This is a genomic window from Enterobacter vonholyi, from assembly GCF_008364555.1.
Classification (GTDB): domain Bacteria; phylum Pseudomonadota; class Gammaproteobacteria; order Enterobacterales; family Enterobacteriaceae; genus Enterobacter; species Enterobacter vonholyi.
Map to the genome: position 1 here is coordinate 141,693 of NZ_VTUC01000003.1, position 25,694 is coordinate 167,386.

25 protein-coding genes and 4 tRNA genes are annotated in these 25,694 nt (G+C 56.2%); 16 read left to right on the plus strand and 13 right to left on the minus strand.

The window, feature by feature from the left end:
* Positions 1-52 precede the first annotated feature (52 nt).
* Positions 53-2,332, plus strand: coding sequence for an NADP-dependent oxaloacetate-decarboxylating malate dehydrogenase (gene maeB / locus F0319_RS05095; protein WP_008501617.1), 2,280 nt, complete (start codon positions 53-55; stop codon positions 2,330-2,332).
* A gap of 56 nt (positions 2,333-2,388) precedes the next feature.
* On the opposite strand, the gene hemF is transcribed toward maeB, so the two are convergent.
* Positions 2,389-3,288: an oxygen-dependent coproporphyrinogen oxidase gene (gene hemF / locus F0319_RS05100; protein ID WP_149366408.1), complete on the minus strand. Its 900-nt coding sequence runs from the start codon at positions 3,286-3,288 to the stop codon at positions 2,389-2,391.
* Positions 3,288-4,163: an N-acetylmuramoyl-L-alanine amidase AmiA gene (gene amiA / locus F0319_RS05105; RefSeq protein ID WP_023308739.1), complete on the minus strand. Its 876-nt coding sequence runs from the start codon at positions 4,161-4,163 to the stop codon at positions 3,288-3,290. Before amiA ends, hemF begins: the two co-directional genes overlap by 1 nt.
* Before the next feature lie 212 nt (positions 4,164-4,375).
* On the opposite strand from amiA, the gene F0319_RS05115 reads away from it, so the two are divergent.
* From F0319_RS05115 to pdxK, 10 genes are all read left to right on the plus strand, one after another.
* Entirely contained in the window at positions 4,376-4,801 is a 426-nt protein-coding gene (locus tag F0319_RS05115) for a GNAT family acetyltransferase (RefSeq protein WP_014884750.1), read from the plus strand.
* Positions 4,788-5,237 (plus strand): DUF2919 domain-containing protein, encoded by a 450-nt coding sequence (locus tag F0319_RS05120; protein WP_149366409.1) that lies wholly within the window; start codon positions 4,788-4,790, stop codon positions 5,235-5,237. Before F0319_RS05115 ends, F0319_RS05120 begins: the two co-directional genes overlap by 14 nt.
* Positions 5,238-5,300: 63 nt before the next feature.
* Positions 5,301-5,876, plus strand: coding sequence for an RpoE-regulated lipoprotein (locus F0319_RS05125; protein WP_149366410.1), 576 nt, complete (start codon positions 5,301-5,303; stop codon positions 5,874-5,876).
* Positions 5,877-5,968: 92 nt separating this feature from the next.
* On the plus strand, positions 5,969-6,868 hold the full coding sequence (locus F0319_RS05130) for a Dyp-type peroxidase (protein WP_111965199.1): 900 nt from the start codon (positions 5,969-5,971) through the stop codon (positions 6,866-6,868).
* A gap of 172 nt (positions 6,869-7,040) precedes the next feature.
* The gene (locus tag F0319_RS05135; protein WP_023344640.1) at positions 7,041-8,054 is read left to right on the plus strand and encodes a sulfate ABC transporter substrate-binding protein; all 1,014 of its coding nucleotides are present in this window, start codon (positions 7,041-7,043) and stop codon (positions 8,052-8,054) included.
* Complete coding sequence (gene cysT / locus F0319_RS05140; protein WP_004123378.1) at positions 8,054-8,887, plus strand: sulfate/thiosulfate ABC transporter permease CysT; 834 nt, start codon at positions 8,054-8,056, stop codon at positions 8,885-8,887. The genes F0319_RS05135 and cysT overlap by 1 nt, the downstream gene beginning before the upstream one ends.
* The gene (cysW, locus tag F0319_RS05145) at positions 8,887-9,762 is read left to right on the plus strand and encodes a sulfate/thiosulfate ABC transporter permease CysW (RefSeq protein ID WP_045325891.1); all 876 of its coding nucleotides are present in this window, start codon (positions 8,887-8,889) and stop codon (positions 9,760-9,762) included. Before cysT ends, cysW begins: the two co-directional genes overlap by 1 nt.
* On the plus strand, positions 9,752-10,846 hold the full coding sequence (gene cysA, locus F0319_RS05150) for a sulfate/thiosulfate ABC transporter ATP-binding protein CysA (RefSeq protein WP_008501607.1): 1,095 nt from the start codon (positions 9,752-9,754) through the stop codon (positions 10,844-10,846). The genes cysW and cysA overlap by 11 nt, the downstream gene beginning before the upstream one ends.
* Before the next feature lie 118 nt (positions 10,847-10,964).
* On the plus strand, positions 10,965-11,876 hold the full coding sequence (gene cysM, locus F0319_RS05155; protein WP_149366411.1) for a cysteine synthase CysM: 912 nt from the start codon (positions 10,965-10,967) through the stop codon (positions 11,874-11,876).
* Positions 11,877-11,881: 5 nt separating this feature from the next.
* Positions 11,882-12,718 carry a pyridoxine/pyridoxal/pyridoxamine kinase gene (pdxK, locus tag F0319_RS05160; protein ID WP_111965202.1) on the plus strand — a complete coding sequence of 279 codons (837 nt, stop codon included), beginning with the start codon at positions 11,882-11,884 and terminating at the stop codon, positions 12,716-12,718.
* 45 nt (positions 12,719-12,763) lie between these two features.
* Here the strand turns inward: pdxK and crr are convergent, their stop codons facing one another.
* The 5 genes from crr to cysZ form a co-directional block, all read right to left on the minus strand.
* Positions 12,764-13,273 (minus strand): PTS glucose transporter subunit IIA, encoded by a 510-nt coding sequence (gene crr, locus F0319_RS05165; protein ID WP_003861316.1) that lies wholly within the window; start codon positions 13,271-13,273, stop codon positions 12,764-12,766.
* 40 nt (positions 13,274-13,313) lie between these two features.
* Positions 13,314-15,041, minus strand: coding sequence for a phosphoenolpyruvate-protein phosphotransferase PtsI (gene ptsI, locus F0319_RS05170; RefSeq protein WP_023332954.1), 1,728 nt, complete (start codon positions 15,039-15,041; stop codon positions 13,314-13,316).
* A 44-nt stretch (positions 15,042-15,085) separates the two neighbouring features.
* Complete coding sequence (ptsH, locus tag F0319_RS05175) at positions 15,086-15,343, minus strand: phosphocarrier protein Hpr (RefSeq protein WP_045909449.1); 258 nt, start codon at positions 15,341-15,343, stop codon at positions 15,086-15,088.
* Between the two features lie 317 nt (positions 15,344-15,660).
* Positions 15,661-16,632, minus strand: coding sequence for a cysteine synthase A (gene cysK / locus F0319_RS05185; RefSeq protein WP_014884739.1), 972 nt, complete (start codon positions 16,630-16,632; stop codon positions 15,661-15,663).
* A 163-nt stretch (positions 16,633-16,795) separates the two neighbouring features.
* Complete coding sequence (cysZ, locus tag F0319_RS05190) at positions 16,796-17,557, minus strand: sulfate transporter CysZ (RefSeq protein WP_149366412.1); 762 nt, start codon at positions 17,555-17,557, stop codon at positions 16,796-16,798.
* A 230-nt stretch (positions 17,558-17,787) separates the two neighbouring features.
* Here cysZ and zipA point away from each other — a divergent pair, with 230 nt between their 5' ends.
* From zipA to F0319_RS05205, 3 genes are all read left to right on the plus strand, one after another.
* Positions 17,788-18,771: a cell division protein ZipA gene (zipA, locus tag F0319_RS05195; protein WP_149366413.1), complete on the plus strand. Its 984-nt coding sequence runs from the start codon at positions 17,788-17,790 to the stop codon at positions 18,769-18,771.
* Between the two features lie 69 nt (positions 18,772-18,840).
* On the plus strand, positions 18,841-20,856 hold the full coding sequence (gene ligA / locus F0319_RS05200) for an NAD-dependent DNA ligase LigA (RefSeq protein WP_149366414.1): 2,016 nt from the start codon (positions 18,841-18,843) through the stop codon (positions 20,854-20,856).
* A 1-nt stretch (position 20,857) separates the two neighbouring features.
* Positions 20,858-21,073 carry a DUF3820 family protein gene (locus F0319_RS05205; protein WP_045894690.1) on the plus strand — a complete coding sequence of 72 codons (216 nt, stop codon included), beginning with the start codon at positions 20,858-20,860 and terminating at the stop codon, positions 21,071-21,073.
* A gap of 1 nt (position 21,074) precedes the next feature.
* Here the strand turns inward: F0319_RS05205 and F0319_RS05210 are convergent, their stop codons facing one another.
* A complete protein-coding gene (locus F0319_RS05210; RefSeq protein ID WP_111965206.1) occupies positions 21,075-22,070 on the minus strand; it encodes a bile acid:sodium symporter family protein in 996 nt (331 codons plus the stop codon).
* An 89-nt stretch (positions 22,071-22,159) separates the two neighbouring features.
* On the opposite strand from F0319_RS05210, the gene F0319_RS05215 reads away from it, so the two are divergent.
* Positions 22,160-23,101 carry a LysR family transcriptional regulator gene (locus tag F0319_RS05215; RefSeq protein ID WP_111965207.1) on the plus strand — a complete coding sequence of 314 codons (942 nt, stop codon included), beginning with the start codon at positions 22,160-22,162 and terminating at the stop codon, positions 23,099-23,101.
* On the opposite strand, the gene F0319_RS05220 is transcribed toward F0319_RS05215, so the two are convergent.
* The 5 genes from F0319_RS05220 to F0319_RS05240 form a co-directional block, all read right to left on the minus strand.
* Positions 23,092-23,430, minus strand: a complete 339-nt coding sequence (locus F0319_RS05220) for a FlxA-like family protein (RefSeq protein WP_111965208.1) — start codon at positions 23,428-23,430, stop codon at positions 23,092-23,094. The genes F0319_RS05215 and F0319_RS05220 overlap by 10 nt on opposite strands.
* A 179-nt stretch (positions 23,431-23,609) precedes the next feature.
* A tRNA-Lys gene (locus tag F0319_RS05225) sits at positions 23,610-23,685 on the minus strand.
* Positions 23,686-23,689: 4 nt separating this feature from the next.
* Positions 23,690-23,765 (minus strand) — tRNA-Val (locus tag F0319_RS05230).
* Between the two features lie 29 nt (positions 23,766-23,794).
* Positions 23,795-23,870, minus strand: a tRNA-Val gene (locus tag F0319_RS05235).
* 41 nt (positions 23,871-23,911) lie between these two features.
* Positions 23,912-23,987, minus strand: a tRNA-Val gene (locus F0319_RS05240).
* 258 nt (positions 23,988-24,245) lie between these two features.
* On the opposite strand from F0319_RS05240, the gene gltX reads away from it, so the two are divergent.
* Positions 24,246-25,661 carry a glutamate--tRNA ligase gene (gene gltX / locus F0319_RS05245; protein ID WP_149366415.1) on the plus strand — a complete coding sequence of 472 codons (1,416 nt, stop codon included), beginning with the start codon at positions 24,246-24,248 and terminating at the stop codon, positions 25,659-25,661.
* The last annotated feature ends 33 nt before the right edge of the window (positions 25,662-25,694 follow it).

The window sequence follows — 25,694 nt, forward strand, 5'->3', positions numbered from 1 at the left end:
ATCAGGATCGCTTACGTCACCCTTTTGACCGATACGTGAAAGGAAAAATAAGATGGATGAGCAGTTGAAACAGAGTGCCCTCGATTTTCACGAGTTCCCTGTCCCGGGCAAAATCCAGGTCTCCCCAACCAAGCCGCTGGCAACTCAGCGCGATCTGGCACTGGCCTATTCCCCGGGCGTAGCTGCCCCGTGTCTGGAAATCGAAAAAGACCCGCTGGCGGCCTACAAATACACCGCGCGCGGCAATCTTGTCGCCGTGATCTCTAACGGCACGGCGGTGCTGGGGCTGGGCAACATCGGCGCGCTGGCCGGTAAGCCGGTGATGGAAGGCAAGGGGGTGCTGTTCAAGAAATTCGCCGGTATCGACGTGTTCGATATCGAGGTGGATGAACTCGATCCTGACAAGTTCATCAACGTAGTGGCCGCGCTGGAGCCGACTTTCGGCGGGATCAACCTGGAAGACATCAAAGCGCCGGAATGTTTCTATATCGAGCAGAAGCTGCGCGAGCGTATGAACATTCCCGTGTTCCATGATGACCAGCACGGAACGGCCATTATCAGCACCGCTGCGATTCTGAACGGCCTGCGCGTGGTAGAGAAAAACCTCTCCGACGTGCGCATGGTGGTCTCCGGCGCCGGCGCCGCGGCCATCGCCTGTATGAACCTCCTGGTGGCGCTGGGTATGCAGAAACACAACATTGTGGTCTGTGACTCCAAGGGCGTTATTTATAAAGACCGCGAGCCGAACATGGCGGAAACCAAAGCGGCGTATGCGGTAGAAGACGACGGCAAGCGCACGCTTGAGGACGTCATTGACGGCGCGGATATCTTCCTCGGCTGCTCGGGTCCGAAGGTGCTGACCCAGGAGATGGTGAAGAAGATGGCGCGTGCGCCAATGATCCTGGCCCTGGCGAACCCTGAGCCGGAAATTCTGCCGCCGCTGGCGAAAGCGGTGCGTGAAGACGCCATCATCTGTACCGGGCGTTCCGACTACCCGAACCAGGTCAACAACGTGCTCTGCTTCCCGTTCATCTTCCGCGGCGCGCTGGACGTCGGCGCAACGGCGATCAACGAAGAGATGAAGCTTGCAGCCGTTCACGCCATCGCGGAGCTGGCCCACGCCGAGCAGAGCGAAGTGGTTGCCTCAGCCTATGGCGATCAGGATCTGAGCTTCGGCCCTGACTACATCATTCCAAAACCGTTTGACCCGCGTCTGATTGTCAAAATTGCCCCTGCGGTGGCCAAAGCGGCAATGGACTCCGGCGTGGCGACGCGTCCGATTGAAGACTTCGACGCTTACGTCGATAAGCTCACCGAGTTTGTCTATAAAACCAACCTGTTCATGAAGCCGATCTTCTCTCAGGCGCGCGCCGACGCGAAGCGCGTGGTGCTGGCGGAAGGGGAAGAGGCGCGCGTGCTGCACGCCACCCAGGAGCTGATCACCTTAGGTCTGGCGAAGCCGATCCTGATTGGTCGTCCGAGCGTGATTGAAATGCGTATCCAGAAGCTGGGCCTGCAGATTAAGCCGGGCGTCGACTTCGAGATCGTAAACAACGAATCCGATCCGCGCTTCAAAGAGTACTGGAGCGAATACTACGCGATCATGAAGCGTCGGGGGATCACCCAGGAGCAGGCGCAGAAAGCCGTCATCAGCAACACGACGGTGATCGGCGCGATCATGGTCCATCGTGGCGAGGCGGATGCGCTGATTTGCGGCACCATCGGCGATTACCACGAGCACTTTAGCGTGGTGCAGGAGATCTTCGGCTATCGCGACGGCGTGCATACCGCCGGTGCGATGAACGCCCTGCTGCTGCCGAGCGGCAACACCTTTATCGCTGACACCTACGTTAACGACGATCCGAGCCCGGACGAGCTGGCAGAGATCACCGTGATGGCCGCCGAGACCGTGCGTCGCTTTGGTATCGAGCCGAAGGTGGCGCTGCTGTCGCACTCAAACTTCGGATCTTCCAAATCTGCGGCGGCGTGCAAAATGCGTGAGACGCTGGCGCTGGTGCGCGAGCGCGCGCCGGAGCTGATGATTGACGGGGAAATGCACGGCGATGCCGCGCTGGTGGAGAGCATCCGTAACGAACGTATGCCGGACAGCCCGCTGAAGGGATCGGCTAATATCCTGATTATGCCGAACGTGGAAGCGGCGCGTATCAGCTATAACCTTCTGCGCGTCTCCAGCTCTGAAGGGGTGACCGTAGGACCGGTGCTGATGGGCGTGGCGAAACCGGTGCACGTGTTAACGCCGATTGCCTCCGTGCGTCGTATCGTGAATATGGTCGCGCTGGCGGTAGTTGAGGCGCAGACGCAGCCGCTGTAATTTTTACCCTCACCCTAACCCTCTCCCTTTGGGAGAGGGCCGGGGTGATGGGAGGGTTACACCCAGTCCCGAACCTGAATAAACTCTTTTAAGGCAGCCTCCGGGCTGCCTTCTTTTGGCTCGTAGCAGTACTCCCAGCGCACCAGCGGCGGCATCGACATCAGAATTGACTCCGTGCGCCCGCCGGTCTGCAGGCCGAACAGCGTCCCGCGATCCCACACCAGGTTGAACTCTACGTAGCGCCCGCGGCGGTAGAGCTGGAACTCGCGCTCGCGCACGCCGTAGTCGGTGTTTTTACGGCGTTCGACGATGGGCAGATAGGCGTCGGTATAGCCTTCACCCACCGCGCGCATAAAGCTGAACGCGGTATCAAAATCAGGCATGTTGAGATCGTCAAAGAACAGTCCGCCAATGCCGCGCTGCTCGTCGCGATGCTTCAGGTAAAAGTAGTCGTCGCACCACTTTTTATATTTCGGGTAAATGTCTTCGCCAAACGGCAGGCAAAGATCCCGCGCGGTGGTGTGCCAGTGCACGGCATCCTCTTCGAAGCCGTAGTAGGGCGTCATGTCGAAACCGCCGCCAAACCACCAGACCGGATCGACCCCCGGCTTTTCCGCAATGAAAAAGCGCACGTTGGCGTGGCTGGTTGGCACGAACGGGTTGTGCGGGTGCACCACCAGCGAGACGCCCATCGCTTCGAAGCTGCGGCCCGCGAGTTCGGGACGATGTGCCGTCGCAGACGCGGGCATGGCGTCGCCGTGAACGTGGGAAAAATTCACGCCAGCCTGTTCGAAGATGCCGCCGTTACGCAGCACGCGGCTGCGCCCGCCGCCGCCGGCCTCGCGCTGCCAGGTATCTTCCTGAAATTCTCCGCCGTCTGCGGCGGCCAGTTTCTGGCAAATCTCATCCTGCAGCTTCAGCAGGAAAGTTTTGACCAGTTGTGCATCGGGTTTCATCAACGTTTCCTGGAGTGCGCTTTTTGGTTATCGAACCAGTTGAAATAACTGATAATGCCGGAGGCGATAGCGTTGGCGATCTTCTGACGAAATGCCGTGGTGCCAAGGAGTCGCTCCTCTTCCGGGTTGGTGATGAAGGAGGTTTCCACCAGCACGGATGGGATGGACGGTGATTTCAGGACCACGAACGCCGCCTGCTCGGTGCCTTTGCTGTGCAGGCGATGCACCGGCTTAATCTTCTTCAGGATGTGCGAGCCAAGCGTCAGGCTGTTTTTGATCGTATCCGTCTGCACGAGGTCGAACAGCACCTGCTGTAGCAGGTGGTCTTTGTCGGTGGCTTTTTTCCCGGCGACTTCATCCGCCCGGTTTTCGCGATCGGAGAGGTATTTCGCCATGGCGCTACTGGCGCCGCGGTTGGAAAGCGCAAACACCGAGGCACCTGCCGCAGAAGGGTTGGTAAAGCCGTCCGCGTGAATCGACATAAACAGATCCGCACCGTGCTGGTGGGCGATCTCTACGCGGTCATACAGCGGAATAAAGGTATCGCCAGAGCGCGTCAGACGGGCATCAATGCCGTTACTGCGTAAAATCGCCCGCACATTTTTTGCAATCGCCAGCACGACGTGTTTTTCCTTCGACCCGTTTTTGCCGATTGCGCCGGTATCAATGCCGCCGTGCCCAGGGTCGAGCATCACCAGACGCTTCGCGCCCGGCTTTTTGGTTTTCGGTTTGCTGTGTCCGTTACTGGTTTTAAGCGTGCTCTCGTCTTTCGCCTGAGCCTGCTTTGCGATACCCGTTAACGTTAAGGCCGCCAGCCCCGCTTTGAGAACCTGACGACGCGATGTGAGTGCTTTTAATGGTTTGAATGTGCTCATGCGGCCTGAATACTAAAAAATGGGGTCCTGGTGTTATATCGTATCGTGTTTCCCGTTACGACAGTCCATGTTGAGAATTGTTTTACTTTTCATTTCAATACGTGACAAAGTGACATTATGCCAAATTTTGGCGAGATTTTCCCCGGTTATTGGCTAAAGGCGAGCTTCGCGCCATAATCACTGTTTTTAAACCCGAAAAGGCGGTTAATACCATGGAGATACGCGTTTTTCGCCAGGAAGATTTCGAAGAGGTGATTACCCTTTGGGAGCGCTGCGATCTGCTGCGTCCGTGGAACGATCCGGAAATGGATATCGAACGTAAGGTGAATCACGACGTCAGTCTGTTTCTGGTCGCGGAAGTCAATGGCGAGGTTGTGGGGACGGTAATGGGCGGTTACGACGGCCACCGCGGCTCGGCCTATTATCTGGGCGTCCATCCGGAATACCGTGGTCGCGGCATTGCCAATGCGCTGCTTAACCGGCTCGAGAAGAAGCTGATCGCCCGCGGCTGCCCGAAAATCCAGATTATGGTGCGGGAAGATAACGATGTGGTGCTGGGCATGTATGAGCGTCTGGGCTACGAGCATTCTGACGTGCTGAATCTGGGAAAGCGTCTGATCGAAGATGAAGAGTACTGAGATCCATCCGGCAGACTATGACGCGCAGGGCCGCGTCAGGCTGCCCTTTTTATTCTGGTGCGTTCTGCTGCTCCAGGCCCGTACCTGGGTGCTGTTTGTGATGGCCGCCGCGTCGCGCGGGCAGGGCGATACGCTGCTGAATCTTTTTTATCCCGATCACGATGCTTTCTGGATCGGATTACTGCCGGGCATTCCGGCCGTACTGGCTTTTTTGGTCAGCGGACGGCGGCACCTGATCCCTCGTTTTTGGCGCACGCTTCGCTGGCTGTTAATCCTTGCCCAGACTGCGCTGCTCTTATGGCAGCCGGTTCTCTGGTGGTACGGTGAACCGCTGACGGGCACCGGCGTTGCGCTGGTGGTTGCTGATATTGTGGCGCTGCTGTGGCTGATGACCAACCCGCGTCTTCGCGCCTGTTTTGCGCCTCAGGATGATTAATCCGGCACTTTTTGCCGATGTCGCACTCCAACAAGCGTTGATTTAACAAGTAAGGACGTTTTAATGAAATCGCTGCGTTTACTCTTATGCGCTCTCCCGCTGGTATTGACCGGCTGTTCGACGCTCTCCTCCATTAACTGGTCCGCTGCGTATCCGTGGAACTGGTTTGGCTCATCAACGGAAGTAACCGAGCAGGGCGTGGGGAAAATTACCGCCGCGACGGCGCTGGATCAGAATGCTATCCAGGATGCGCTCAGCAGTGATTACCGCCTGCGCAGCGGCATGAAAACGGAGAATGGCAATATTGTTCGCTACTACGAGGCGCTGAAGGGCGACAAGCTGGCGCTGGTGATTAACGGTGACAAAGGCACGGTCAACCGAATTGCCGTGATGGATGAAGATATTCCGACGGCGAGCGGTGTGAAGGTGGGGACCCCGTTTAGCGATCTTTATAAGCAGGCCTTTGGCAACTGCGCCAGCGTGCCGTCTGACGACAAGGTTGCGGTGGAATGTAAGGCTGAAGGCAGCCAGCACATCAGCTATGTCTTCACCGGCACCTGGAGCGGCCCGGAAGGACTGATGCCGTCTGACGACACGCTTAAGAGCTGGAAAGTGAGCAAAATACTCTGGAAGCAGTAATTTGCGCCTGAGCAAACCGCCTCGCTGAAATCCGGGTATAATACCCGCTATCAATGCCACGCTGACGTGGCATCTTTATTTCAGGAGGAGCGATGTCTCAGGTTCAGAGTGGCATTTTGCCAGAACATTGCCGCGCGGCGATTTGGATTGAAGCCAATGTTAAAGGGGATGTGGATGCCCTGCGTGCGGCCAGCAAAGCGTTTATTGATAAACTGGCGACCTTCCAGGCCAAATTCCCGGAAGCACACCTCGGCGCCGTTGTCGCCTTTGGCAATAACGTCTGGCGTCAGCTGAGCGGTGGCGAAGGGGCGGAAGAGCTGAAAGACTTCATCCCATACGGCAAAGGTCTGGCTCCGGCAACCCAATACGACGTGCTGATCCACATTCTCTCCCTGCGTCACGACGTGAACTTCTCCGTTGCCCAGGCGGCGGTAGCGGCTTTTGGCGACAGCATTGATGTGCAGGAAGAGGTTCACGGCTTCCGCTGGGTCGAAGAGCGCGATCTGAGCGGCTTCGTCGACGGTACCGAAAACCCGGCGGGCGAAGAGACGCGTCGTGAAGTGGCGGTGATTAAAGACGGCGTGGATGCGGGCGGCAGCTACGTGTTCGTGCAGCGCTGGGAGCACAACCTCAAGCAGCTTAACCGCATGAGCGTGCACGACCAGGAGATGATGATTGGCCGTACGAAAGAGGCTAACGAAGAGATCGACGGCGACGACCGTCCCGTTACCTCGCACCTGACCCGCGTTGACCTCAAAGAAGACGGCAAAGGGCTGAAGATTGTCCGCCAGAGCCTGCCGTACGGTACTGCAAGCGGAACGCACGGCCTTTACTTCTGCGCCTACTGCGCGCGCCTGTATAACATCGAGCAGCAGCTGCTGAGCATGTTCGGTGATACCGACGGCAAGCGCGACGCCATGCTCCGCTTCACCAAACCGGTGACCGGCGGCTACTACTTTGCGCCGTCCGTTGAGCGTTTGCTAGCGCTGTAATGGCATTTCTCCCTCTCCCTGCGGGAGAGGGCCGGGGTGAGGGCACCAGGCCTCACCCTTATTCCCTTTTCTGCTTCTAAATCACCAAACGGTATATAAAACCGTTACTCCTTTCATCCCCGTTATAAATATTATGACTATAAGATAGTCATCACATTTATAAGGGTGCGCAATGGCCGTTACTGTACTGAAAAAAGGAACTCTGGCGCTGGCAGGTTTACTGCTGGTGGCACAGGCGCAGGCGACTGAACTGTTGAACAGTTCGTATGACGTCTCCCGCGAGCTGTTTGCCGCCCTTAATCCCCCGTTCGAACAGCAGTGGGCGAAAGACAATAACGGCGATAAGCTCACCATCAAGCAGTCCCACGCCGGGTCGTCCAAGCAGGCGCTGGCCATTCTTCAGGGACTGAAAGCGGACGTCGTGACCTACAACCAGGTGACTGACGTGCAGATCCTGCACGACAAAGGCAAGCTCATCCCGGCGGACTGGCAGAGCCGTCTGCCGAACAACAGCTCGCCGTTCTACTCCACCATGGGTTTCCTGGTGCGTAAGGGCAATCCGAAGAATATCCACGACTGGAGCGACCTGGTGCGTTCCGACGTGAAGCTGATTTTCCCGAACCCAAAAACCTCCGGTAACGCGCGTTACACCTATTTAGCGGCGTGGGGCGCGGCGGACAAGGCTGACGGTAACGATAAAGCCAAAACCGAGCAGTTCATGACCCAGTTCCTGAAAAACGTCGAAGTGTTTGATACCGGCGGCCGTGGAGCGACCACGACCTTCGCAGAACGCGGTCTGGGCGATGTGCTGATAAGCTTTGAGTCGGAAGTGAACAACATCCGCAAGCAGTATGAAGCGCAGGGCTTTGAGGTGGTTATCCCGAAAACCAACATTCTGGCCGAGTTCCCGGTCGCATGGGTGGATAAAAACGTGCAGGCGAACGGTACCGAGAAAGCGGCAAAAGCCTATCTCAACTACCTGTACAGCCCTCAGGCGCAGACCATCATTACCGATTACTACTACCGCGTAAACAACCCGGACGTGATGAACAAGCTGAAAGATAAGTTCCCGCAGACCGCGCTGTTCCGCGTCGAAGATCATTTTGGCTCCTGGCCTGATGTGATGAAAACGCATTTTGCCAGCGGCGGTGAGTTAGACAAACTGCTGGCGGCGGGGCATAAGTAATGTTTGCAGTTTCGACAAAACGCGTGCTGCCGGGCTTTACCTTAAGCCTCGGGACCAGCCTGCTGTTCGTCTGCCTGATCCTGCTGTTGCCGCTCAGCGCGCTGGTGATGCAGCTTGCTCAGATGAGCTGGGCGCAGTACTGGGACGTGGTCACCAACCCGCAGGTGGTGGCGGCCTATAAGGTGACGCTGCTGTCGGCGTTTGTCGCCTCCATTTTTAACGGCGTGTTTGGCCTGCTGATGGCGTGGATCCTGACCCGCTATCGCTTCCCGGGCCGCACGCTGCTTGACGCCCTGATGGATCTGCCGTTTGCGCTGCCGACGGCGGTGGCAGGCTTAACCCTCGCGTCGCTCTTCTCTGTAAACGGGCTGTACGGCGAGTGGCTGGCGAAATTTGATATTAAAGTAACCTACACCTGGCTCGGTATCGCGGTGGCGATGGCCTTCACCAGCATCCCGTTTGTGGTACGTACCGTGCAGCCGGTGCTGGAAGAGTTGGGTCCGGAATACGAAGAAGCGGCGGAAACGCTGGGCGCCACGCGCTGGCAGAGCTTCCGCAAGGTGGTGCTGCCGGAGCTCTCTCCAGCGCTGATGGCAGGTGTCGCGCTGTCGTTTACCCGCAGCCTCGGTGAGTTCGGCGCGGTGATTTTTATCGCCGGGAACATCGCCTGGAAAACGGAAGTGACCTCGCTGATGATTTTCATCCGCCTGCAGGAGTTTGATTATCCGGCGGCGAGCGCGATTGCTTCGGTGATCCTCGCCGCCTCGCTGCTGCTGCTGTACTCGATTAACACTCTGCAAAGTCGCTTTGGTCGACGTGTGGTAGGTCACTGATGGCGGAAGTTACGCAATTGAAGCGATACGATGCGCCCCGCATCAACTGGGGTAAATGGTTTCTGATTGGGGCGGGCGTGCTGGTTTCCGCCCTCATTCTCGTCGTGCCGACGATTTATATTTTCGTTCAGGCGTTCAGCAAGGGTCTGATGCCCGCGCTGGAAAACCTGGCGAACCCGGATATGCTCCATGCCATCTGGCTCACCGTGCTGATTGCCCTGATCACCGTTCCGGTGAACCTGGTGTTCGGGACCCTGCTGGCGTGGCTGGTGACGCGCTTTAACTTCCCCGGACGTCAGCTGCTGCTGACCCTGCTGGATATTCCGTTTGCCGTGTCGCCGGTGGTGGCGGGCCTGGTGTACCTGCTCTTTTACGGCTCCAACGGCCCACTGGGCGGCTGGCTGGATGCGCATAACCTGCAGATCATGTTCGCCTGGCCGGGCATGGTGCTGGTCACCATCTTCGTGACCTGTCCGTTCGTGGTGCGCGAGCTGGTGCCGGTGATGTTAAGCCAGGGGAGCAACGAAGACGAAGCGGCGGTGCTGCTGGGTGCTTCGGGCTGGCAAATGTTCCGCCGCGTGACGCTGCCGAACATCCGCTGGGCGCTGCTTTACGGCGTGGTGCTGACCAACGCCCGCGCGATTGGCGAGTTCGGTGCCGTTTCCGTTGTTTCCGGCTCCATTCGCGGTGAAACCCTGTCGCTGCCGCTGCAGATTGAACTGCTGCAGCAGGACTACAACACCATCGGCTCGTTTACTGCCGCAGCGTTGCTGACGCTGATGGCCATTTTGACCCTGTTTTTGAAGAGTGTGGTGCAGTGGCGTTTAGAAAATCAGGAAAAACGTCAGCATCAGGAGGGAAATCATGAGCATTGAGATTGCCAATATTAAGAAGTCTTTTGGTCGCACCCAGGTGCTGAATGATATCTCGCTGGATATCCCTTCCGGACAAATGGTGGCGCTGCTGGGGCCGTCCGGCTCGGGCAAAACCACGCTGCTGCGCATTATCGCCGGGCTTGAGCATCAGACCAGCGGGCATATCCGCTTCCACGGCACCGACGTGAGCCGCCTGCACGCCCGCGATCGTAAAGTGGGTTTTGTGTTCCAGCATTACGCGCTGTTCCGCCACATGACCGTGTTTGACAACATCGCGTTTGGGCTTACCGTGCTGCCGCGTCGCGAGCGCCCGGATGCGGCAACCATTAAGGCGAAGGTGACCAAACTGCTGGAGATGGTGCAGCTGGCTCACCTGGCGGATCGTTTCCCGGCCCAGCTGTCCGGCGGGCAGAAACAGCGCGTAGCGCTGGCTCGCGCGCTGGCCGTTGAACCGCAAATTCTGCTGCTGGACGAGCCCTTCGGCGCGCTGGATGCGCAGGTGCGTAAAGAGCTGCGCCGCTGGCTGCGTCAGCTCCATGAAGAGCTGAAATTCACCAGCGTCTTCGTGACCCACGATCAGGAAGAGGCGATGGAAGTTGCGGATCGCGTGGTGGTCATGAGCCAGGGCAACATTGAGCAGGTTGACGAACCGGAGCAGCTCTGGCGTGAACCGGCGACCCGCTTCGTGCTGGAGTTTATGGGCGAGGTGAACCGTCTGCAGGGCACTATTCGCGGCGGTCAGTTCCACGTGGGCGCGCACCGCTGGCCGCTGGGCTATACCTCCGCGCATCAGGGGCCGGTCGATCTGTTCCTGCGTCCGTGGGAAGTGGACGTGAGCCGCCGAACCAGCCTGGATTCACCGCTGCCGGTGCAGGTGCTGGAAGCGAGCCCTAAAGGTCACTACACCCAACTGGTGGTACAGCCGCTGGGCTGGTATACCGAGCCCCTGACCGTGGTCATGCGCGACGACGTGCCGCCGCACCGGGGGGAGCGCCTGTTTGTCGGGCTGCAGCATGCCCGGATTTATCACGGGAAGGAGCGCATCGAGACGCGAGAGGATATTGCTCTGGCGGAGTCAGCCTGATAGGTTATTAGGATGTTTATCGCCCGGTGGCGCTGCGCTTACCGGGCCTACAGTTATCACTGCGTCTTGTAGGCCGGGTAAGCGAAACGCCACCCGGCTTTTTTATTGAGTAAAAAACGTGAATACACTCGAACACACCATCGGCAACACCCCTCTGGTCAAACTTCAGCGCATGGGGCCGGCTAACGGCAGCGAAATCTGGGTCAAACTCGAAGGCAATAACCCGGCGGGGTCGGTAAAAGATCGTGCCGCGCTGTCGATGATTGTCCAGGCTGAAAAGCGCGGAGAAATTAAGCCGGGAGACGTGCTGATTGAAGCCACCAGCGGTAACACCGGTATCGCCCTGGCGATGATTGCGGCGCTGAAAGGCTACCGCATGAAGCTGCTGATGCCTGACAACATGAGCCAGGAGCGCCGCGCCGCGATGCGTGCCTACGGGGCCGAGCTGATTCTGGTGAGCAAAGAGCAGGGGATGGAAGGCGCGCGCGACCTGGCGTTAGAAATGGCCGAGCGCGGCGAAGGTAAACTGCTCGATCAGTTTAATAACCCGGACAACCCGTACGCGCACTACACCACAACCGGCCCGGAAATCTGGCAGCAAACCGACGGGCGAATCACCCATTTTGTCTCCAGCATGGGCACCACCGGCACCATTACCGGCGTATCGCGTTTTCTGCGCGAGCAGGACAAAGCCGTCACCATTGTGGGCCTGCAGCCGGAAGAGGGGAGCAGCATTCCGGGCATTCGCCGCTGGCCGGCGGAGTATATGCCCGGCATCTTTAATGCGCAGCTTGTGGACCAGGTGCTGGATCTTCACCAGCGCGAGGCGGAAAATACCATGCGTGAGCTGGCCGTGCGCGAAGGTATCTTCTGCGGCGTCAGCTCGGGCGGCGCGGTAGCGGGCGCGATTCGGGTAGCGCAGGCAAACCCGGGCGCTGTGGTGGTGGCGATTATTTGCGATCGAGGCGATCGCTATCTGTCTACCGGCGTCTTTGGTGAAGAGAGTTATTCGCAGGGGGCGGGGATTTAAGCGTCATGGAGATGATTCTATTCCGGGATAATACCCGGGCGCAGCAAACTGATATTGTCGCGGTACAGTCTCAGGTGGTGTACGGCAGCGTGGGTAACAGCATTGCGGTGCCGAATATTCGAACCCACAGGCTGAACGTCACCGCCGTGCCAACGGTACTGTTCAGCAACACGCCACACTATGACACCTTCTATGGTGGCGTGATCCCCGATGAGTGGTTCAGCGGCTACCTGAAGGCGCTGGAAGAGCGAGAGATTCTGCGCGAGCTTAAGGCGGTTACCACAGGCTATATGGGCAGTGCCAGCCAAATAGTCCTGCTGGCGCAGTGGCTGAAGGCGGTCAAGGCACAGCATCCTGATCTGCTGGTGCTGGTTGACCCGGTTATTGGCGATATCGACAGCGGGATGTACGTGAAGCCAGATATCCCGCAGGCGTATCGGGAGCACCTGCTGCCGCTGGCGCAGGGGATTACGCCAAACGTCTACGAGCTGGAAGTGTTAAGCGGCAAGCCGTGCCGCACGCCGGAAAGCGCCATCGCGGCGGCACAGGGACTGCTCTCAGACAGCCTGAAATGGGTGGCGATCACCAGCGCGCCGGTCGCAGACGACCCGCAAAACATCCACGTGGTACTGGTGACGAATGAGGGCGTGACTGTCAGCGCGCACCCGCGCGTAGAAACCGATCTGAAAGGGACGGGAGACCTGTTTTGTTCAGAGCTGGTGAGCGGCATTGTTGAGGGAAAAACCGTTGCCGATGCCATTCGCATGGCCGGCGATCGGGTGACTGACGTCATGCTCTATACCCAGTCGAAAGGCTACGACGAGCTTATCCTCCCCGCATAAACAAAAATGGCGCCCGAAGGCGCCATTTTTCTGTGCGGGCAAGAATTACTTCTTGATGCGGATAACCGGGGTTTCACCCACGGTGACGCTGCCAGACAGTTTGATCAGTTCTTTGATTTCGTCCATGTTGGAGATAACAACCGGCGTCAGGGTAGACTTGGCTTTTTCTTCCAGCAGTGGCAGATCGAATTCAATCACCGGGTCGCCAACTTTAACACGCTGGCCTTCTTCCGCGATACGTTTGAAGCCTTCGCCTTTCAGTTCAACGGTGTCGATACCGAAGTGAACGAACAGTTCGATACCGCTATCAGATTCGATAGAGAACGCATGGTTGGTTTCAAAAATTTTACCGATGGTGCCGTCAACTGGAGCAACCATTTTGTTGCCAGTTGGTTTGATAGCAATGCCATCACCAACGATTTTCTCAGCAAACACTACATCCGGCACGTCTTCGATGTTGACGATCTCGCCGGAGAGCGGAGCAACAATCTCAATAGTTCCGGAGTCTTTCTTATCATCAGAAACCAGAGATTTCAGTTTATCGAACAAACCCATGATCTTCTCCTAAGCAGTAATTTGGGCCGCATCTCGTGGATTAGCAGATTGTTTTTTCTTCAATGAACTTGTTAACCAGCGTCATTAACTCGTCCGTTGTCGGTTGAGCAAGAGCCTGCTCTGCTAACACCTTCGCATCTTCGAAGTTCGTGTTACGGATAATCTTCTTAATGCGCGGGATGGAAATGGCGCTCATAGAGAATTCGTCCAGACCCATACCCAGCAACAGAAGTGTAGCACGTTCGTCGCCTGCAAGCTCACCACACATGCCAGTCCATTTACCTTCTGCATGAGAAGCATCAATAACTTGCTTGATCAAGTTCAGTACGGACGGTGACATTGGCTGGTAGAGATGTGAAATCATATCATTACCACGGTCAACTGCCAGGGTGTACTGCGTTAAATCATTGGTGCCGATACTAAAGAAATCAACTTCTTTGGCTAAATGACGCGCAATGGTCGCCGCCGCAGGTGTTTCCACCATTACGCCGATCTCGATTGACTCGTCAAACGCTTTACCTTCGTCGCGCAGTTCCTGCTTGTAGATTTCGATCTCTTTCTTCAGTGCACGCACTTCTTCAACAGAGATGATCATCGGGAACATGATGCGCAGTTTACCGAAAGCAGAGGCACGCAGGATCGCGCGAACCTGGTCACGCAGGATCTCTTTACGATCCATCGCGATACGAATCGCACGCCAGCCCAGGAACGGGTTCTCTTCTTTCGGGAAGTTCATGTACGGCAGCTCTTTATCGCCACCAATGTCCATAGTACGGACGATAACCGCCTGAGAGCCACACGCTTCAGCCACGGCTTTATAGGCAGCAAACTGCTCTTCTTCCGTTGGCAGCGCGTCGCGGTCCATGAACAGGAATTCTGTACGATAGAGACCTACGCCTTCCGCACCGTTGCGCTCAGCGCCATCAACGTCGCGAACGGTACCGATGTTTGCGCATACTTCTACCTGATGGCCGTCAAGGGTGATAGCTGGCAGGTCTTTCAGCTTAGCGAGTTCCGCTTTTTCAGTCGCAACCTGCTCCTGAACCGCGCGCAGTTTATCGATCTCTTCATTAGTTGGGTTGACGTAAACCAGATTGTTTACGGCATCCAGAATCAGATAGTCGCCGTTTTTCACCTGAGAGGTGACGCTACCGGTACCCACGATGGCAGGCAGTTCCAGAGAGCGCGCCATGATAGAGGTATGGGAGGTACGGCCACCCGCGTCGGTGATGAAACCGAGGACCTTTTTCAGGTTCAGCTGTGCGGTTTCAGACGGGGTGAGGTCCGCGGCAACCAGGATCACTTCATCCTGAATTGCGCTCAGGTCGATAATGGCCAGACCCAGGATGTTGCGCAGCAGGCGCTTACCGATGTCACGTACGTCAGCCGCACGCTCTTTCAGGTATTCATCATCCAGTTCTTCCAGGGCAGTTGCCTGACCTTCGATAACTTCATGCGCAGCCGCGTCGGCCGTCATGCCTTTATCTTTAATCAGGGCTATGATTTCCTGCTCCAGCTCCTCATCTTCGAGCAGCATGATGTGCCCTTCGAAGATGGCTTCTTTTTCTTCACCGAAAGTTTCGCCAGCTTTAGTTTTGATTGCTTCCAGTTGCGCAGATGCCTTGGCACGACCGCTCAGAAAACGTTCAACTTCCTGATCAACCTTGTCGGCAGAAATTTTTTTCCGGTCGATGACGATCTCGTCTTCTTTCAGCAGCAGTGCTTTGCCGAAAGCGATACCCGGGGATGCTAAAATGCCTGAAATCATAACCCTACCTTACTTGTGACTGATATTTAAAAGAACCCGGAAACTTACTCGAGCTCAGCCATCAGTTTTACCAGATGCTCAACTGCTTTCTGCTCGTCTTCACCTTCCGCAGAGATGGTGACAACGGTGCCCTGAGTCAGGCCTAGAGTCTGCAGTTTGAACAGGCTTTTTGCGCTCGCGCTTTTGCCGTTGGAAGTCACAGTGATTTCAGAAGAAAAGCCTTTTGCTTCTTTAACAAACTGAGCAGCAGGGCGGGTGTGCAGACCGTTCGGAGCGGTAATGGTAACTTCTTGCTGGAACATTGTATTTCCCCAACTTATAGGTTTAGTGTTGTGGAACTAAAGTCTAGCCTGGCGACTGAACTTTAGCCTGTATTGTTAGCGCTGACGTTTCGATCGTCATTAAACATTATGCAGCGAAAGCAAGACTTGAACCAAATCATAAAATCGATTCAGCAAGGCTATTTCATTCACCGATTAATTTCACGCATCAAAATAATTGCTGGTTTAAATACCAGACCCAACGGGGTGAAGCAATGCCAGGAGGGGTAAAAGTTTGAAGCAGGCCACAAAAAAGCACCTGAAAAGGTGCTTTTTTACGCGTTATTAACATGCTGGCACTACTGTTGCAGCTCTTTTTCGGTAAACAGATCGGCAAACAGTGCGGTGCTCAGGTAACGCTCACCCGAGGACGGAAGGATAACCACAATATTCTTATTGGTAAAGGCTTCGTCTTCCTGCAGCTTGAGCGCTGCCGCAACGGCCGCACCGGAAGAGATACCCGCCAGAATGCCTTCTTCATCCATCAGGCGACGCGCGGTAGAGATGGCCTCTTCGTTAGTGATGGTGACCACTTTATCGATCAGCTTCAGATCCAGGTTGCCCGGAATGAAGCCTGCGCCAATACCCTGGATTTTATGCGGGCCTGGTTTGAGCTCTTCACCGGCCAGGGCCTGGGTGATAACCGGTGAGTCAGTCGGCTCAACGGCAACGGTGATCAGGTCTTTTTTACCCTTTGTGCCTTTAATATAGCGTGACACGCCGGTCAGCGTACCGCCGGTACCCACGCCGGAGATAAAGACGTCAACCTGGCCGTCGGTATCTTCCCAGATTTCCGGACCGGTGGTCTTCTCGTGAATTTCCGGGTTTGCCGGGTTGCTGAACTGCTGCAGCAGCAGATATTTCGCCGGATCGCTGGCCACAATCTCTTCGGCTTTCTGAATGGCGCCCTTCATGCCCTTCGCGCCTTCGGTCAGAACCAGGTTCGCGCCCAGCGCTTTAAGCAGCTTACGACGCTCGATGCTCATCGTTTCTGGCATAGTCAGCGTCAGCTTGTAGCCGCGCGCGGCAGCAACATAGGCCAGAGCAATACCGGTGTTACCGCTGGTCGGTTCCACCAGCTCAACGCCAGGCTTCAGCACGCCACGTTTTTCAGCATCCCAAATCATGTTTGCACCGATACGGCATTTAACGCTGAAGCTCGGGTTACGTGATTCGACCTTCGCCAGAATGCGTCCATTACCGATACGGTTCAGTCGAACCAGGGGCGTATGACCGATAGTCAGCGAGTTGTCTTCATAAATCTTACTCATGGCCTGTCCTTAACTGTATGAAATTGGGATACCGACCCAGCATACCTGTTGAGCAGGTAGGGGGAAGTAAGGAATTCGCATATCTATATACTGCAAGGAAATAATGGGGATCAGTATGGAATAAGGGGCGGCATAAGCCACCCCTGCTTTACACATTTTTGCATTATTTCCATAACGCGTGCTTAGCACGGTAGCAGTCGACCCACATCGCCGTCGCGCCGCAAACGGCTACGGGCATGATGAACAGATTCAGGAAGGGAATCATGGTGAACAGGCTGGTCAGTGCGCCAAACTGCATATTGGCGACCTTCTGGCTGCGCAGGGCGGTGCGCATCTCTTTAAACGGTACCTTGTGGTTATCGAAAGGATAGTCGCAGTACTGAATGGCCAGCATCCAGGCGCTGAACAGGAACCACAGCACCGGTGCCACGGTCTGGCCAATGCCTGGCACAAAATAGAGGATAAGCAGCACGAGCGCGCGGGGCAGGTACCAGGCAAACTTCTGCCATTCGCGCTTCATAATGCGAGGGAGGTCTTTCATGATCCCCCATATCCCTGTGTCCGGCGGCGTCGCACCGGTAAGCCGCGCTTCCAGCTGTTCCGCCAGCAGACCGTTAAACGGTGCGGCTATCCAGTTTGCAATTGTCGAGAAGAAGTAGCCAAACACCAGCAGCACGGAGATCACCGCCACCGGCCAGAGCAGGTAGTTAAGCCACTGCAGCCAGTCCGGCACGTAACTCATCAGCGACGGGATCCAGCTCTCCAGCTTTGTAAACAGCCACCAGAACGCGCCGCCCATAAGAATAATGTTGATCAATAGCGGCAGAATGACGAAGCGTCGAATCCCCGGCAGGGAGACCAGTTTCCAGCCCTGAGAAAAATACCAGACGCCGCTGCGCGTGGGGGTAGAAGATGTTGAAACCATAGCCAGGCTGTACTCCTTTTTACACAACCAGTGGAATTGCACGCCTATATTATCCACTTACGGAGCAATGACCAGTTCGGAAATGTTCGAAAAACCAGCAAAAAGCACGATTTCCTTCATCTTTATGCTGTGAATGCTCTGCACACACTTGCACTTGACGTAAACGGCAAATACTCTTAGTGAGTAAATGTTTGCCGTGGTGGCAAGGTGTTAGAACAACAGAGAATATAATGATGCAGGATTTGCGTCTGATATTAATCATTGTTGGCGCGATCGCCATAATCGCTTTACTGGTACATGGTTTCTGGACCAGCCGTAAAGAGCGTTCCTCGATGTTTCGCGATCGCCCACTGAAGCGCATGAAGTCCAGTCGTGACGACGATGACAGTGAAGATGACATCGACGGCAGCGATGACGACGGCGTGGGTGAAGTTCGTGTTCATCGGGTCAATACTGCGCCCGGCGCAGGCCATGGGGAGCATGAAGCGCCTCGTCCTTCGCAGCACCAGTATCAACCGCCGTATGCTTCTGCACAGCCGCGCCAGCCAGCGCCGCAGCCTGTGGAAGAACCGGTGCGCCAACCGCCGCAACAGCCTGTCTATCAGCAGCCTGCTGCGCCACAACCGGTTCAACAGCAACCGGTTCAGCAGCCCGTGCAGCAACAACCTGCTCAGCCGGTACAACAACCGCAGCAGCCTGTTCACTTACAGCCTGCTCCTCAGCCTGCTCCGGCCCCGCACGTTGAGCCTGAGCCCGTTGCAGAGCCAGAGCCGGTTGTTGAAAAACCGCAGCGTAAAGAAGCGGTGATCATCATGAACGTGGCCGCGCATCACGGTAGCCATCTCAATGGCGATGTGCTGCTTAACAGTATTCAACAGGCAGGCTTCAAGTTTGGCGATATGAATATTTTCCATCGCCACCTGAGCCCTGACGGTAGCGGTCCGGCGCTGTTCAGCCTGGCCAACATGGTTAACCCTGGCACCTTCGATCCGGAAATGACCGGTGATTTCGTGACCCCAGGCGTCACTATATTTATGCAGGTGCCGTCATACGGTGATGAACTGCAAAACTTTAAGCTGATGCTGCAGTCCGCTCAGCACATCGCTGACGAAGTCGGTGGCGTGGTGCTCGACGATCAGCGTCGAATGATGACCCCGCAGAAATTGCGCGAGTATCAGGACCGCATCCGCGAAGTTAAGGAAGCTAACGCGTAATCGCCGCGTTGACTTCAACTCCTCCTCAACCCCCGCATGTCGGGGGTTTTTTCTCATTGATGGTGCGATATGGACTCAATCGAACAACAACTCACTGAACTGCGAACCACGCTTCGCCATCATGAATACCTCTATCATGTTATGGACGCGCCGGAAGTGCCGGATGCGGAGTATGACCGCCTTATGCGCGAGCTGCGCGAACTAGAGGCGCAGCATCCTGAACTCATCACGCCGGATTCCCCCACCCAGCGCGTCGGCGCTGAGCCGCTGGGCGCTTTCAGCCAGGTGCGTCATGAAGTGCCGATGCTGTCGCTGGATAACGTCTTCGATGAAGAGAGCTTCCTCGCGTTTAACAAGCGCGTGCAGGATCGCCTGAAAAGCAGCGACTCTCTCACCTGGTGCTGCGAGCTCAAGCTGGATGGCCTGGCGGTCAGTCTTCTCTATGAAAACGGCGTGCTGGTGCGTGCCGCGACGCGTGGCGACGGCACGACGGGCGAAGACATCACCACCAACGTGCGTACCATCCGCGCGATCCCTCTGAGGCTGCAGGGTGACAACATTCCTGCTCGTCTGGAAGTGCGCGGCGAAGTGTTCCTGCCGCAGGCGGGCTTCGAGAAAATTAACGAAGAGGCTCGTCGCACCGGCGGGAAAGTGTTTGCTAACCCGCGTAATGCGGCGGCGGGCTCGCTGCGCCAGCTTGACCCACGTATTACCGCGAAGCGACCGCTTACTTTCTTCTGCTACGGTGTGGGTATTCTGGAGGGCGGCGAGCTGCCGGATACGCACCTCGGACGCCTGCTGCAGTTTAAAGCGTGGGGCCTGCCGGTAAGCAATCGCGTCCAGCTCTGCGACTCGCCGGAAGCGGTACTGGCGTTCTACCACAAGGTGGAAGAGGACCGTCCGACGCTCGGTTTTGATATTGATGGCGTCGTCATCAAGGTGAATTCACTGGCGCTGCAGGAGCAGCTGGGCTTTGTGGCGCGCGCGCCGCGCTGGGCGGTGGCGTTTAAGTTCCCTGCCCAGGAGCAGATGACCTTCGTTCGCGACGTGGAGTTCCAGGTCGGTCGAACGGGGGCTATTACACCGGTCGCCCGTCTGGAACCAGTGCAGGTGGCGGGCGTGCTGGTGAGTAACGCCACGCTGCACAACGCCGATGAAATCGAACGCCTGGGCCTGCGCATTGGTGACAAAGTGGTGATTCGCCGCGCAGGGGACGTGATCCCGCAGGTGGTTAACGTCGTTGAGTCAGAGCGTCCTGACGATACGCGCGAAGTTGTCTTCCCGACCCATTGTCCGGTGTGCGGCTCGGACGTTGAGCGCGTAGAAGGTGAAGCGGTGGCGCGCTGTACGGGCGGCTTAATCTGTGGCGCGCAGCGTAAAGAGTCACTGAAGCACTTCGTTTCCCGTCGCGCAATGGACGTTGACGGAATGGGCGATAAGATTATCGATCAGCTGGTTGAGAAAGAGTATGTTCACACGCCAGCGGACCTCTTCAGGTTGACCGCTGGTAAACTGACCGGTCTGGACCGCATGGGACCTAAGTCTGCCCAGAACGTGGTTAACGCGCTGGAAGCCGCAAAAGAGACGACTTTCGCCCGTTTCCTCTACGCGCTGGGCATTCGTGAAGTGGGTGAAGCAACCGCAGCAGGTCTGGCAGCATACTTTGGTACGCTGGAGGCGCTGGAAAAAGCGAGCATCGAGGAGCTGCAGAAAGTCCCGGACGTAGGTATTGTCGTCGCCACGCACGTCTTTAACTTCTTCGCCGAAGAGAGCAACCGTAACGTCATCGGCGAACTGCTGGAAGAGGGCATTAAATGGCCCGCGCCGGTGGTGGTTAACGCTGAAGAGATCGACAGCCCGTTCGCCGGTAAAACGGTGGTGCTGACCGGCAGCCTGAGCCAGCTTTCACGCGACGATGCCAAAGCACGTCTGGTGGCGCTGGGGGCAAAAGTTGCGGGCAGCGTGTCGAAGAAAACCGACCTGGTGATCGCCGGTGAAGCGGCGGGTTCGAAGCTGGCGAAAGCCCAGGAGCTCGGCATTGCGGTTATCGACGAAGCGGAAATGATGCGTCTGTTAGGAGAGTAACGTGGAGAAAGAGCAGCTCGTTGAGATCGCCAATACGGAGATGCCGTTTGGTAAATACAAGGGCCGCAGGCTGATTGATTTGCCGGAGGAGTATCTGCTGTGGTTTGCCCGTAAGGATGAATTCCCAACAGGGCGACTGGGCGAGCTGATGGCTATCACGTTATTGATCAAAACCGAGGGGCTGACCCAGCTGGTGCAGCCCCTGAAACGTCCTTAACTTAAGCCTTCGCGGCGCGGGTCTCTTCCTGCGCCAGCTTTTCGGTCTGGCGCTTGTAGCGACGCGCCAGCACCGCGCAGACCATCAGTTGGATCTGGTGGAAAATCATCAGCGGCAGCACCATCATCCCAATCACCGAGGTCGGGAACAGAATGTTGGCCATCGGGATGCCGTTCGCCAGGCTCTTTTTCGAACCGCAGAACACAATCGTGATTTCATCCGCTTTGTTGAAGCCGCACTTGCGTGCCACAAAGACGTTTACCGCAATCACAATCGCCAGCAGGACGATGCTGACCACCACGATAAACAGCAGCGAGCCTGCCCCCACCTTGTGCCAGATCCCGTTCACGACCGCTTCGCTAAAGGCGGAGTAAACCACCAGCAGAATCGAGGTCTGGTCGGTTTTTGAAATCCATTTTTTATGCTTCGCCACAAACGCCCCGGTCCACGGTCGGGAAAGATGCCCCAGCACAAACGGCAGCAGCAGCTGCAGACAGATTTTGCCCACCTGCTCAAGGTTACCTTCCGCACCGTGCATGTTCATCAGCAGGCCTACCAGCAGCGGGGAGACGAAAATTCCTAACAGGCTGGACGCGGATGCTGAACAAACCGCCGCCGCTACGTTGCCGCCAGCCAGCGAGGTAAACGCAATGGCGGACTGCACGGTCGCGGGCAGAATGCACAGATAGAGGAAGCCCGTATAAAGGGCCGGATCGACGTTTACCGGTGCCCACCAGGCAAACAGCACGCCGAGGATCGGGAACAGAATGAACGTGCTGCACATCACCCACAGGTGTAGTCGCCAGTGGCTACCGCCCGCGATAATGGCTTCGCGGGAGAGCTTTGCGCCGTGCATAAAGAACAGTAGCGCGATGGCGGCCGTCGTCAGCCCTTCAAAAAACGGGACGAAACCGCCGCGAGCGGGGAAGAAAGAGGCCAGTAAAACGGTAACTACCAGGGTGAGCGTAAACGGATCAACAATACGAAATAGTTTCATAATGACTCCTGAAAACAGATGACGCTATTGTGCTTTTTTCCATTTGAGAAATAAAATTGATTTATTGCATCCATTCATGAATTAAACAGATGAATTATTCACTACGTCAGCTTCGTGTTTTTGTCACCGTGGCGCAGGCTCGTAGCTTTAGCCGGGCAGGAGAGATGATTGGCCTGAGCCAGTCGGCGGTTAGCCACAGCGTGAAAGAACTGGAAAATCAGACTGGCGTCCGGTTACTTGACCGAACCACGCGCGAAGTGGTGCTGACCGAAGCGGGGCAGCAGCTCGCTCTGCGCCTTGAACGGTTGCTGGATGAGCTCAACAGCACGCTCAGAGACGTGGGGAGGCTGGGCCAGCAGCTTTCGGGTACCGTGCGGGTCGCGGCCAGCCAGACGATATCCGCACACCTTATACCTCAGTGTATTGCCGAGGGAAGCCATCGCTACCCGGACATTGATTTTGTGCTGCATGACAGGCCGCAACAGTGGGTGCTGGAGAGCATCCGCCAGGGGGATGTCGATTTTGGTATTGTTATCGATCCCGGTCAGGCAAGCGATCTGGCGTGCGAAAGCGTACTTTCTGAGCCTTTTTTGCTGCTCTGCCGTGACGACGATCCGCTGGCCTCGTTGCCGGAGGTCAGCTGGCAGTCCCTGCAGGGCGCGAATCTGGTATTACAGGATTATGCCTCGGGCAGCCGTCCGTTGATTGATTCCGCGCTGATGAATCAGGGCGTAAAGGCAACAATCGTGCAGGAGATTGGTCACCCGGCGACGCTGTTTCCCATGGTGGAAGCCGGCATTGGCATCAGCGTATTGCCCGCCCTGGCGCTCCCCCTGCCGCAGGGAAGCAGACTGGCCGTCAGGCGATTAACGCCCGTTGTCGAGCGAAAGCTGATGCTGGTGCGGCGAAAAAATCGTTCACTCTCGGGGGCGGCGCAGGCTATCTGGGAAGTGGTGCGTATCCAGGCACAACGATTAACCGAAGCCCGCATACGCGACCCACTGTTTAACGCATCAGAAGATCAGATGTAGATATCAATCTGATTATTGTCTGACGGGCTATTCACGCCTTCCACTTTGCCCAGTTTTTGTTCCTGCTTCTTCTGGGCCTCTTCGGCCTGCTGGCGCTGCAGCGCCGCGAGCTGAGCCTGCAGCACTTTGAGCTGGGTCTGAATAAGTTCCTGCTGCTTTTTCTTCTCGTCGGTGCTGATGGGGCTGTTCGACAGCTCTTTTAACTGCTGGGTCAGTTTTTTGATCTTGTCGAGAATGCGGGTGATTTGCGCAGAGATATCGTTACTGCTCGAAGTTCCACTCGCGCCGCTGGTTTGAATCTGTTGGGTTGAAGCCTGAATGGTCGTCATACTTTTTCCTCGTGTTATAAAACAGAGGTATCGGCACCAATGGGATTAGCTTGAGCAAAACTGCCATATCTGGCAGGGAGTTGCATCGATACACAATCAGTATTGATTGCGACGTTGAAGGCAGGGAAGTAGACAAACTGCGGATAGCAAAAAAGCGCCTTTAGGGCGCTTTTTTACATTGGTGGGTCGTGCAGGATTCGAACCTGCGACCAATTGATTAAAAGTCAACTGCTCTACCAACTGAGCTAACGACCCGAAATGGTGGGCGATGACGGGCTCGAACCGCCGACCCCCTCCGTGTAAAGGAGATGCTCTACCAACTGAGCTAATCGCCCATTTCGGAACTGCTGCGATAAGGTGAGAATGGTGGGCGATGACGGGCTCGAACCGCCGACCCCCTCCGTGTAAAGGAGATGCTCTACCAACTGAGCTAATCGCCCAATCTCAATTCTTATCTACACTGCGGGTCTACCGAAGTAGATGGTGGGTGATGACGGGCTCGAACCGCCGACCCCCTCCGTGTAAAGGAGATGCTCTACCAACTGAGCTAATCACCCCCGCTGTGTGGAGTCGCATTATAGGGAGAGTTGAAAATGAGTCAACGCATTTTCTAAAGTTTTTATTCGTTCGTCGTAAAATTAAACAAAACGATCGCGAAACGGGCTGTGGCGCATGATTTCTAAACAAAAATCGCAAACTCGGTCACGATAAAGGGATCAACATTGAGGAATCCCCCCACAGTGATAGAATATTGCCCATCGTTTTTTCCCCAGGATTTGCCGATTGCCGGCATCTTTATAACGTAAGGCCATTTCATGAAAATCAAAACTCGCTTCGCGCCGAGCCCGACAGGCTATCTGCACGTCGGTGGTGCACGTACCGCTCTCTATTCCTGGCTTTTCGCACGCCACAACAAAGGTGAGTTCGTGCTGCGTATTGAAGACACCGATCTTGAGCGCTCCACGCCGGAAGCAATTGAAGCCATTATGGATGGGATGAACTGGCTGAATCTGGAATGGGACGAAGGCCCTTATTTCCAGACCAAACGCTTTGACCGCTATAACGCGGTCATTGATGAAATGCTGGTCGCGGGCACGGCGTATAAGTGCTATTGCTCCAAAGAGCGTCTGGATGCGCTGCGCGAAGAGCAGATGACGAATGGTGAAAAGCCGCGTTATGACGGCCGCTGCCGCCATGACCACAGTGAGCACGCTGCTGATGAGCCTTGCGTGGTGCGTTTTGCTAACCCGCAAGAGGGGTCTGTGATCTTTGACGACCAGATCCGTGGCCCGATCGAATTCAGCAACCAGGAGCTGGACGATCTGATTATCCGCCGCACCGATGGTTCCCCAACCTACAACTTCTGCGTGGTGGTTGACGACTGGGATATGGAAATTACTCACGTTGTCCGTGGTGAAGACCACATCAACAACACGCCACGTCAGATCAACATCCTGAAGGCGCTGAACGCCCCTGTGCCTGTTTATGCGCACGTCTCCATGATCAACGGCGACGACGGGAAAAAACTGTCTAAACGTCACGGCGCGGTCAGCGTCATGCAGTATCGCGATGACGGTTATCTGCCAGAAGCGCTGCTGAACTATCTGGTGCGTCTGGGCTGGGCTCACGGTGACCAGGAGATCTTCAGCCGCGAAGAGATGATCGAACTGTTCTCTCTGAGCTCTGTCAGCAAATCAGCGAGCGCGTTTAATACCGACAAGCTCCTGTGGCTGAACCATCACTACATCAATACCATGCAGCCAGAATATGTAGCGACTTACCTGCAGTGGCACATTGAGCAGGCAAATATTGATACCCGCACTGGCCCTGAGCTGGCGGATCTGGTGAAACTGCTCGGCGAGCGCTGCAAAACTCTGAAAGAGATTGCTGAAAGTTGCCGCTACTTCTATGAAGAGTTTGCTGAGTTCGACGCGGACGCCGCGAAGAAACATCTCCGTCCGGTTGCGCGTCAGCCGCTGGAAGTGGTGCGTGACAAGCTGGCTGCGCTCACCGAATGGACCGCTGAGAATGTGCATCACGCCATTCAGGCGACGGCGGACGAGCTGGAAGTCGGCATGGGTAAAGTCGGTATGCCACTGCGCGTTGCGGTGACCGGTGCAGGTCAGTCTCCGGCGCTGGACGTAACGGTTCATGCCATCGGCAAATCACGCAGCGTGGCGCGCATTAACAAGGCGCTGGACTTTATCGCTGAACGAGAAAATCAGCAGTAATAACGTCTCAGATAAAACAAACGGCAGGGGAAC

Excerpts from the sequence above, each read along its gene's own strand:
- cysW (WP_045325891.1), top strand. The coding sequence starts at position 8,887 with ATGGCGGAAGTTACGCAATTGAAGCGATACGATGCGCCCCGCATCAAC.
- amiA (WP_023308739.1), bottom strand. The coding sequence starts at position 4,163 with ATGAGCACATTCAAACCATTAAAAGCACTCACATCGCGTCGTCAGGTT.
- cysK (WP_014884739.1), bottom strand. The coding sequence starts at position 16,632 with ATGAGTAAGATTTATGAAGACAACTCGCTGACTATCGGTCATACGCCC.
- F0319_RS05125 (WP_149366410.1), top strand. The coding sequence starts at position 5,301 with ATGAAATCGCTGCGTTTACTCTTATGCGCTCTCCCGCTGGTATTGACC.
- cysZ (WP_149366412.1), bottom strand. The coding sequence starts at position 17,557 with ATGGTTTCAACATCTTCTACCCCCACGCGCAGCGGCGTCTGGTATTTT.
- cysT (WP_004123378.1), top strand. The coding sequence starts at position 8,054 with ATGTTTGCAGTTTCGACAAAACGCGTGCTGCCGGGCTTTACCTTAAGC.
- F0319_RS05210 (WP_111965206.1), bottom strand. The coding sequence starts at position 22,070 with ATGAAACTATTTCGTATTGTTGATCCGTTTACGCTCACCCTGGTAGTT.
- F0319_RS05135 (WP_023344640.1), top strand. The coding sequence starts at position 7,041 with ATGGCCGTTACTGTACTGAAAAAAGGAACTCTGGCGCTGGCAGGTTTA.
- F0319_RS05215 (WP_111965207.1), top strand. The coding sequence starts at position 22,160 with ATGAATTATTCACTACGTCAGCTTCGTGTTTTTGTCACCGTGGCGCAG.
- F0319_RS05220 (WP_111965208.1), bottom strand. The coding sequence starts at position 23,430 with ATGACGACCATTCAGGCTTCAACCCAACAGATTCAAACCAGCGGCGCG.
- cysA (WP_008501607.1), top strand. The coding sequence starts at position 9,752 with ATGAGCATTGAGATTGCCAATATTAAGAAGTCTTTTGGTCGCACCCAG.
- pdxK (WP_111965202.1), top strand. The coding sequence starts at position 11,882 with ATGGAGATGATTCTATTCCGGGATAATACCCGGGCGCAGCAAACTGAT.
- maeB (WP_008501617.1), top strand. The coding sequence starts at position 53 with ATGGATGAGCAGTTGAAACAGAGTGCCCTCGATTTTCACGAGTTCCCT.
- zipA (WP_149366413.1), top strand. The coding sequence starts at position 17,788 with ATGATGCAGGATTTGCGTCTGATATTAATCATTGTTGGCGCGATCGCC.
- F0319_RS05115 (WP_014884750.1), top strand. The coding sequence starts at position 4,376 with ATGGAGATACGCGTTTTTCGCCAGGAAGATTTCGAAGAGGTGATTACC.
- gltX (WP_149366415.1), top strand. The coding sequence starts at position 24,246 with ATGAAAATCAAAACTCGCTTCGCGCCGAGCCCGACAGGCTATCTGCAC.
- ptsH (WP_045909449.1), bottom strand. The coding sequence starts at position 15,343 with ATGTTCCAGCAAGAAGTTACCATTACCGCTCCGAACGGTCTGCACACC.
- ptsI (WP_023332954.1), bottom strand. The coding sequence starts at position 15,041 with ATGATTTCAGGCATTTTAGCATCCCCGGGTATCGCTTTCGGCAAAGCA.
- F0319_RS05130 (WP_111965199.1), top strand. The coding sequence starts at position 5,969 with ATGTCTCAGGTTCAGAGTGGCATTTTGCCAGAACATTGCCGCGCGGCG.
- ligA (WP_149366414.1), top strand. The coding sequence starts at position 18,841 with ATGGACTCAATCGAACAACAACTCACTGAACTGCGAACCACGCTTCGC.
- crr (WP_003861316.1), bottom strand. The coding sequence starts at position 13,273 with ATGGGTTTGTTCGATAAACTGAAATCTCTGGTTTCTGATGATAAGAAA.
- F0319_RS05120 (WP_149366409.1), top strand. The coding sequence starts at position 4,788 with ATGAAGAGTACTGAGATCCATCCGGCAGACTATGACGCGCAGGGCCGC.
- hemF (WP_149366408.1), bottom strand. The coding sequence starts at position 3,288 with ATGAAACCCGATGCACAACTGGTCAAAACTTTCCTGCTGAAGCTGCAG.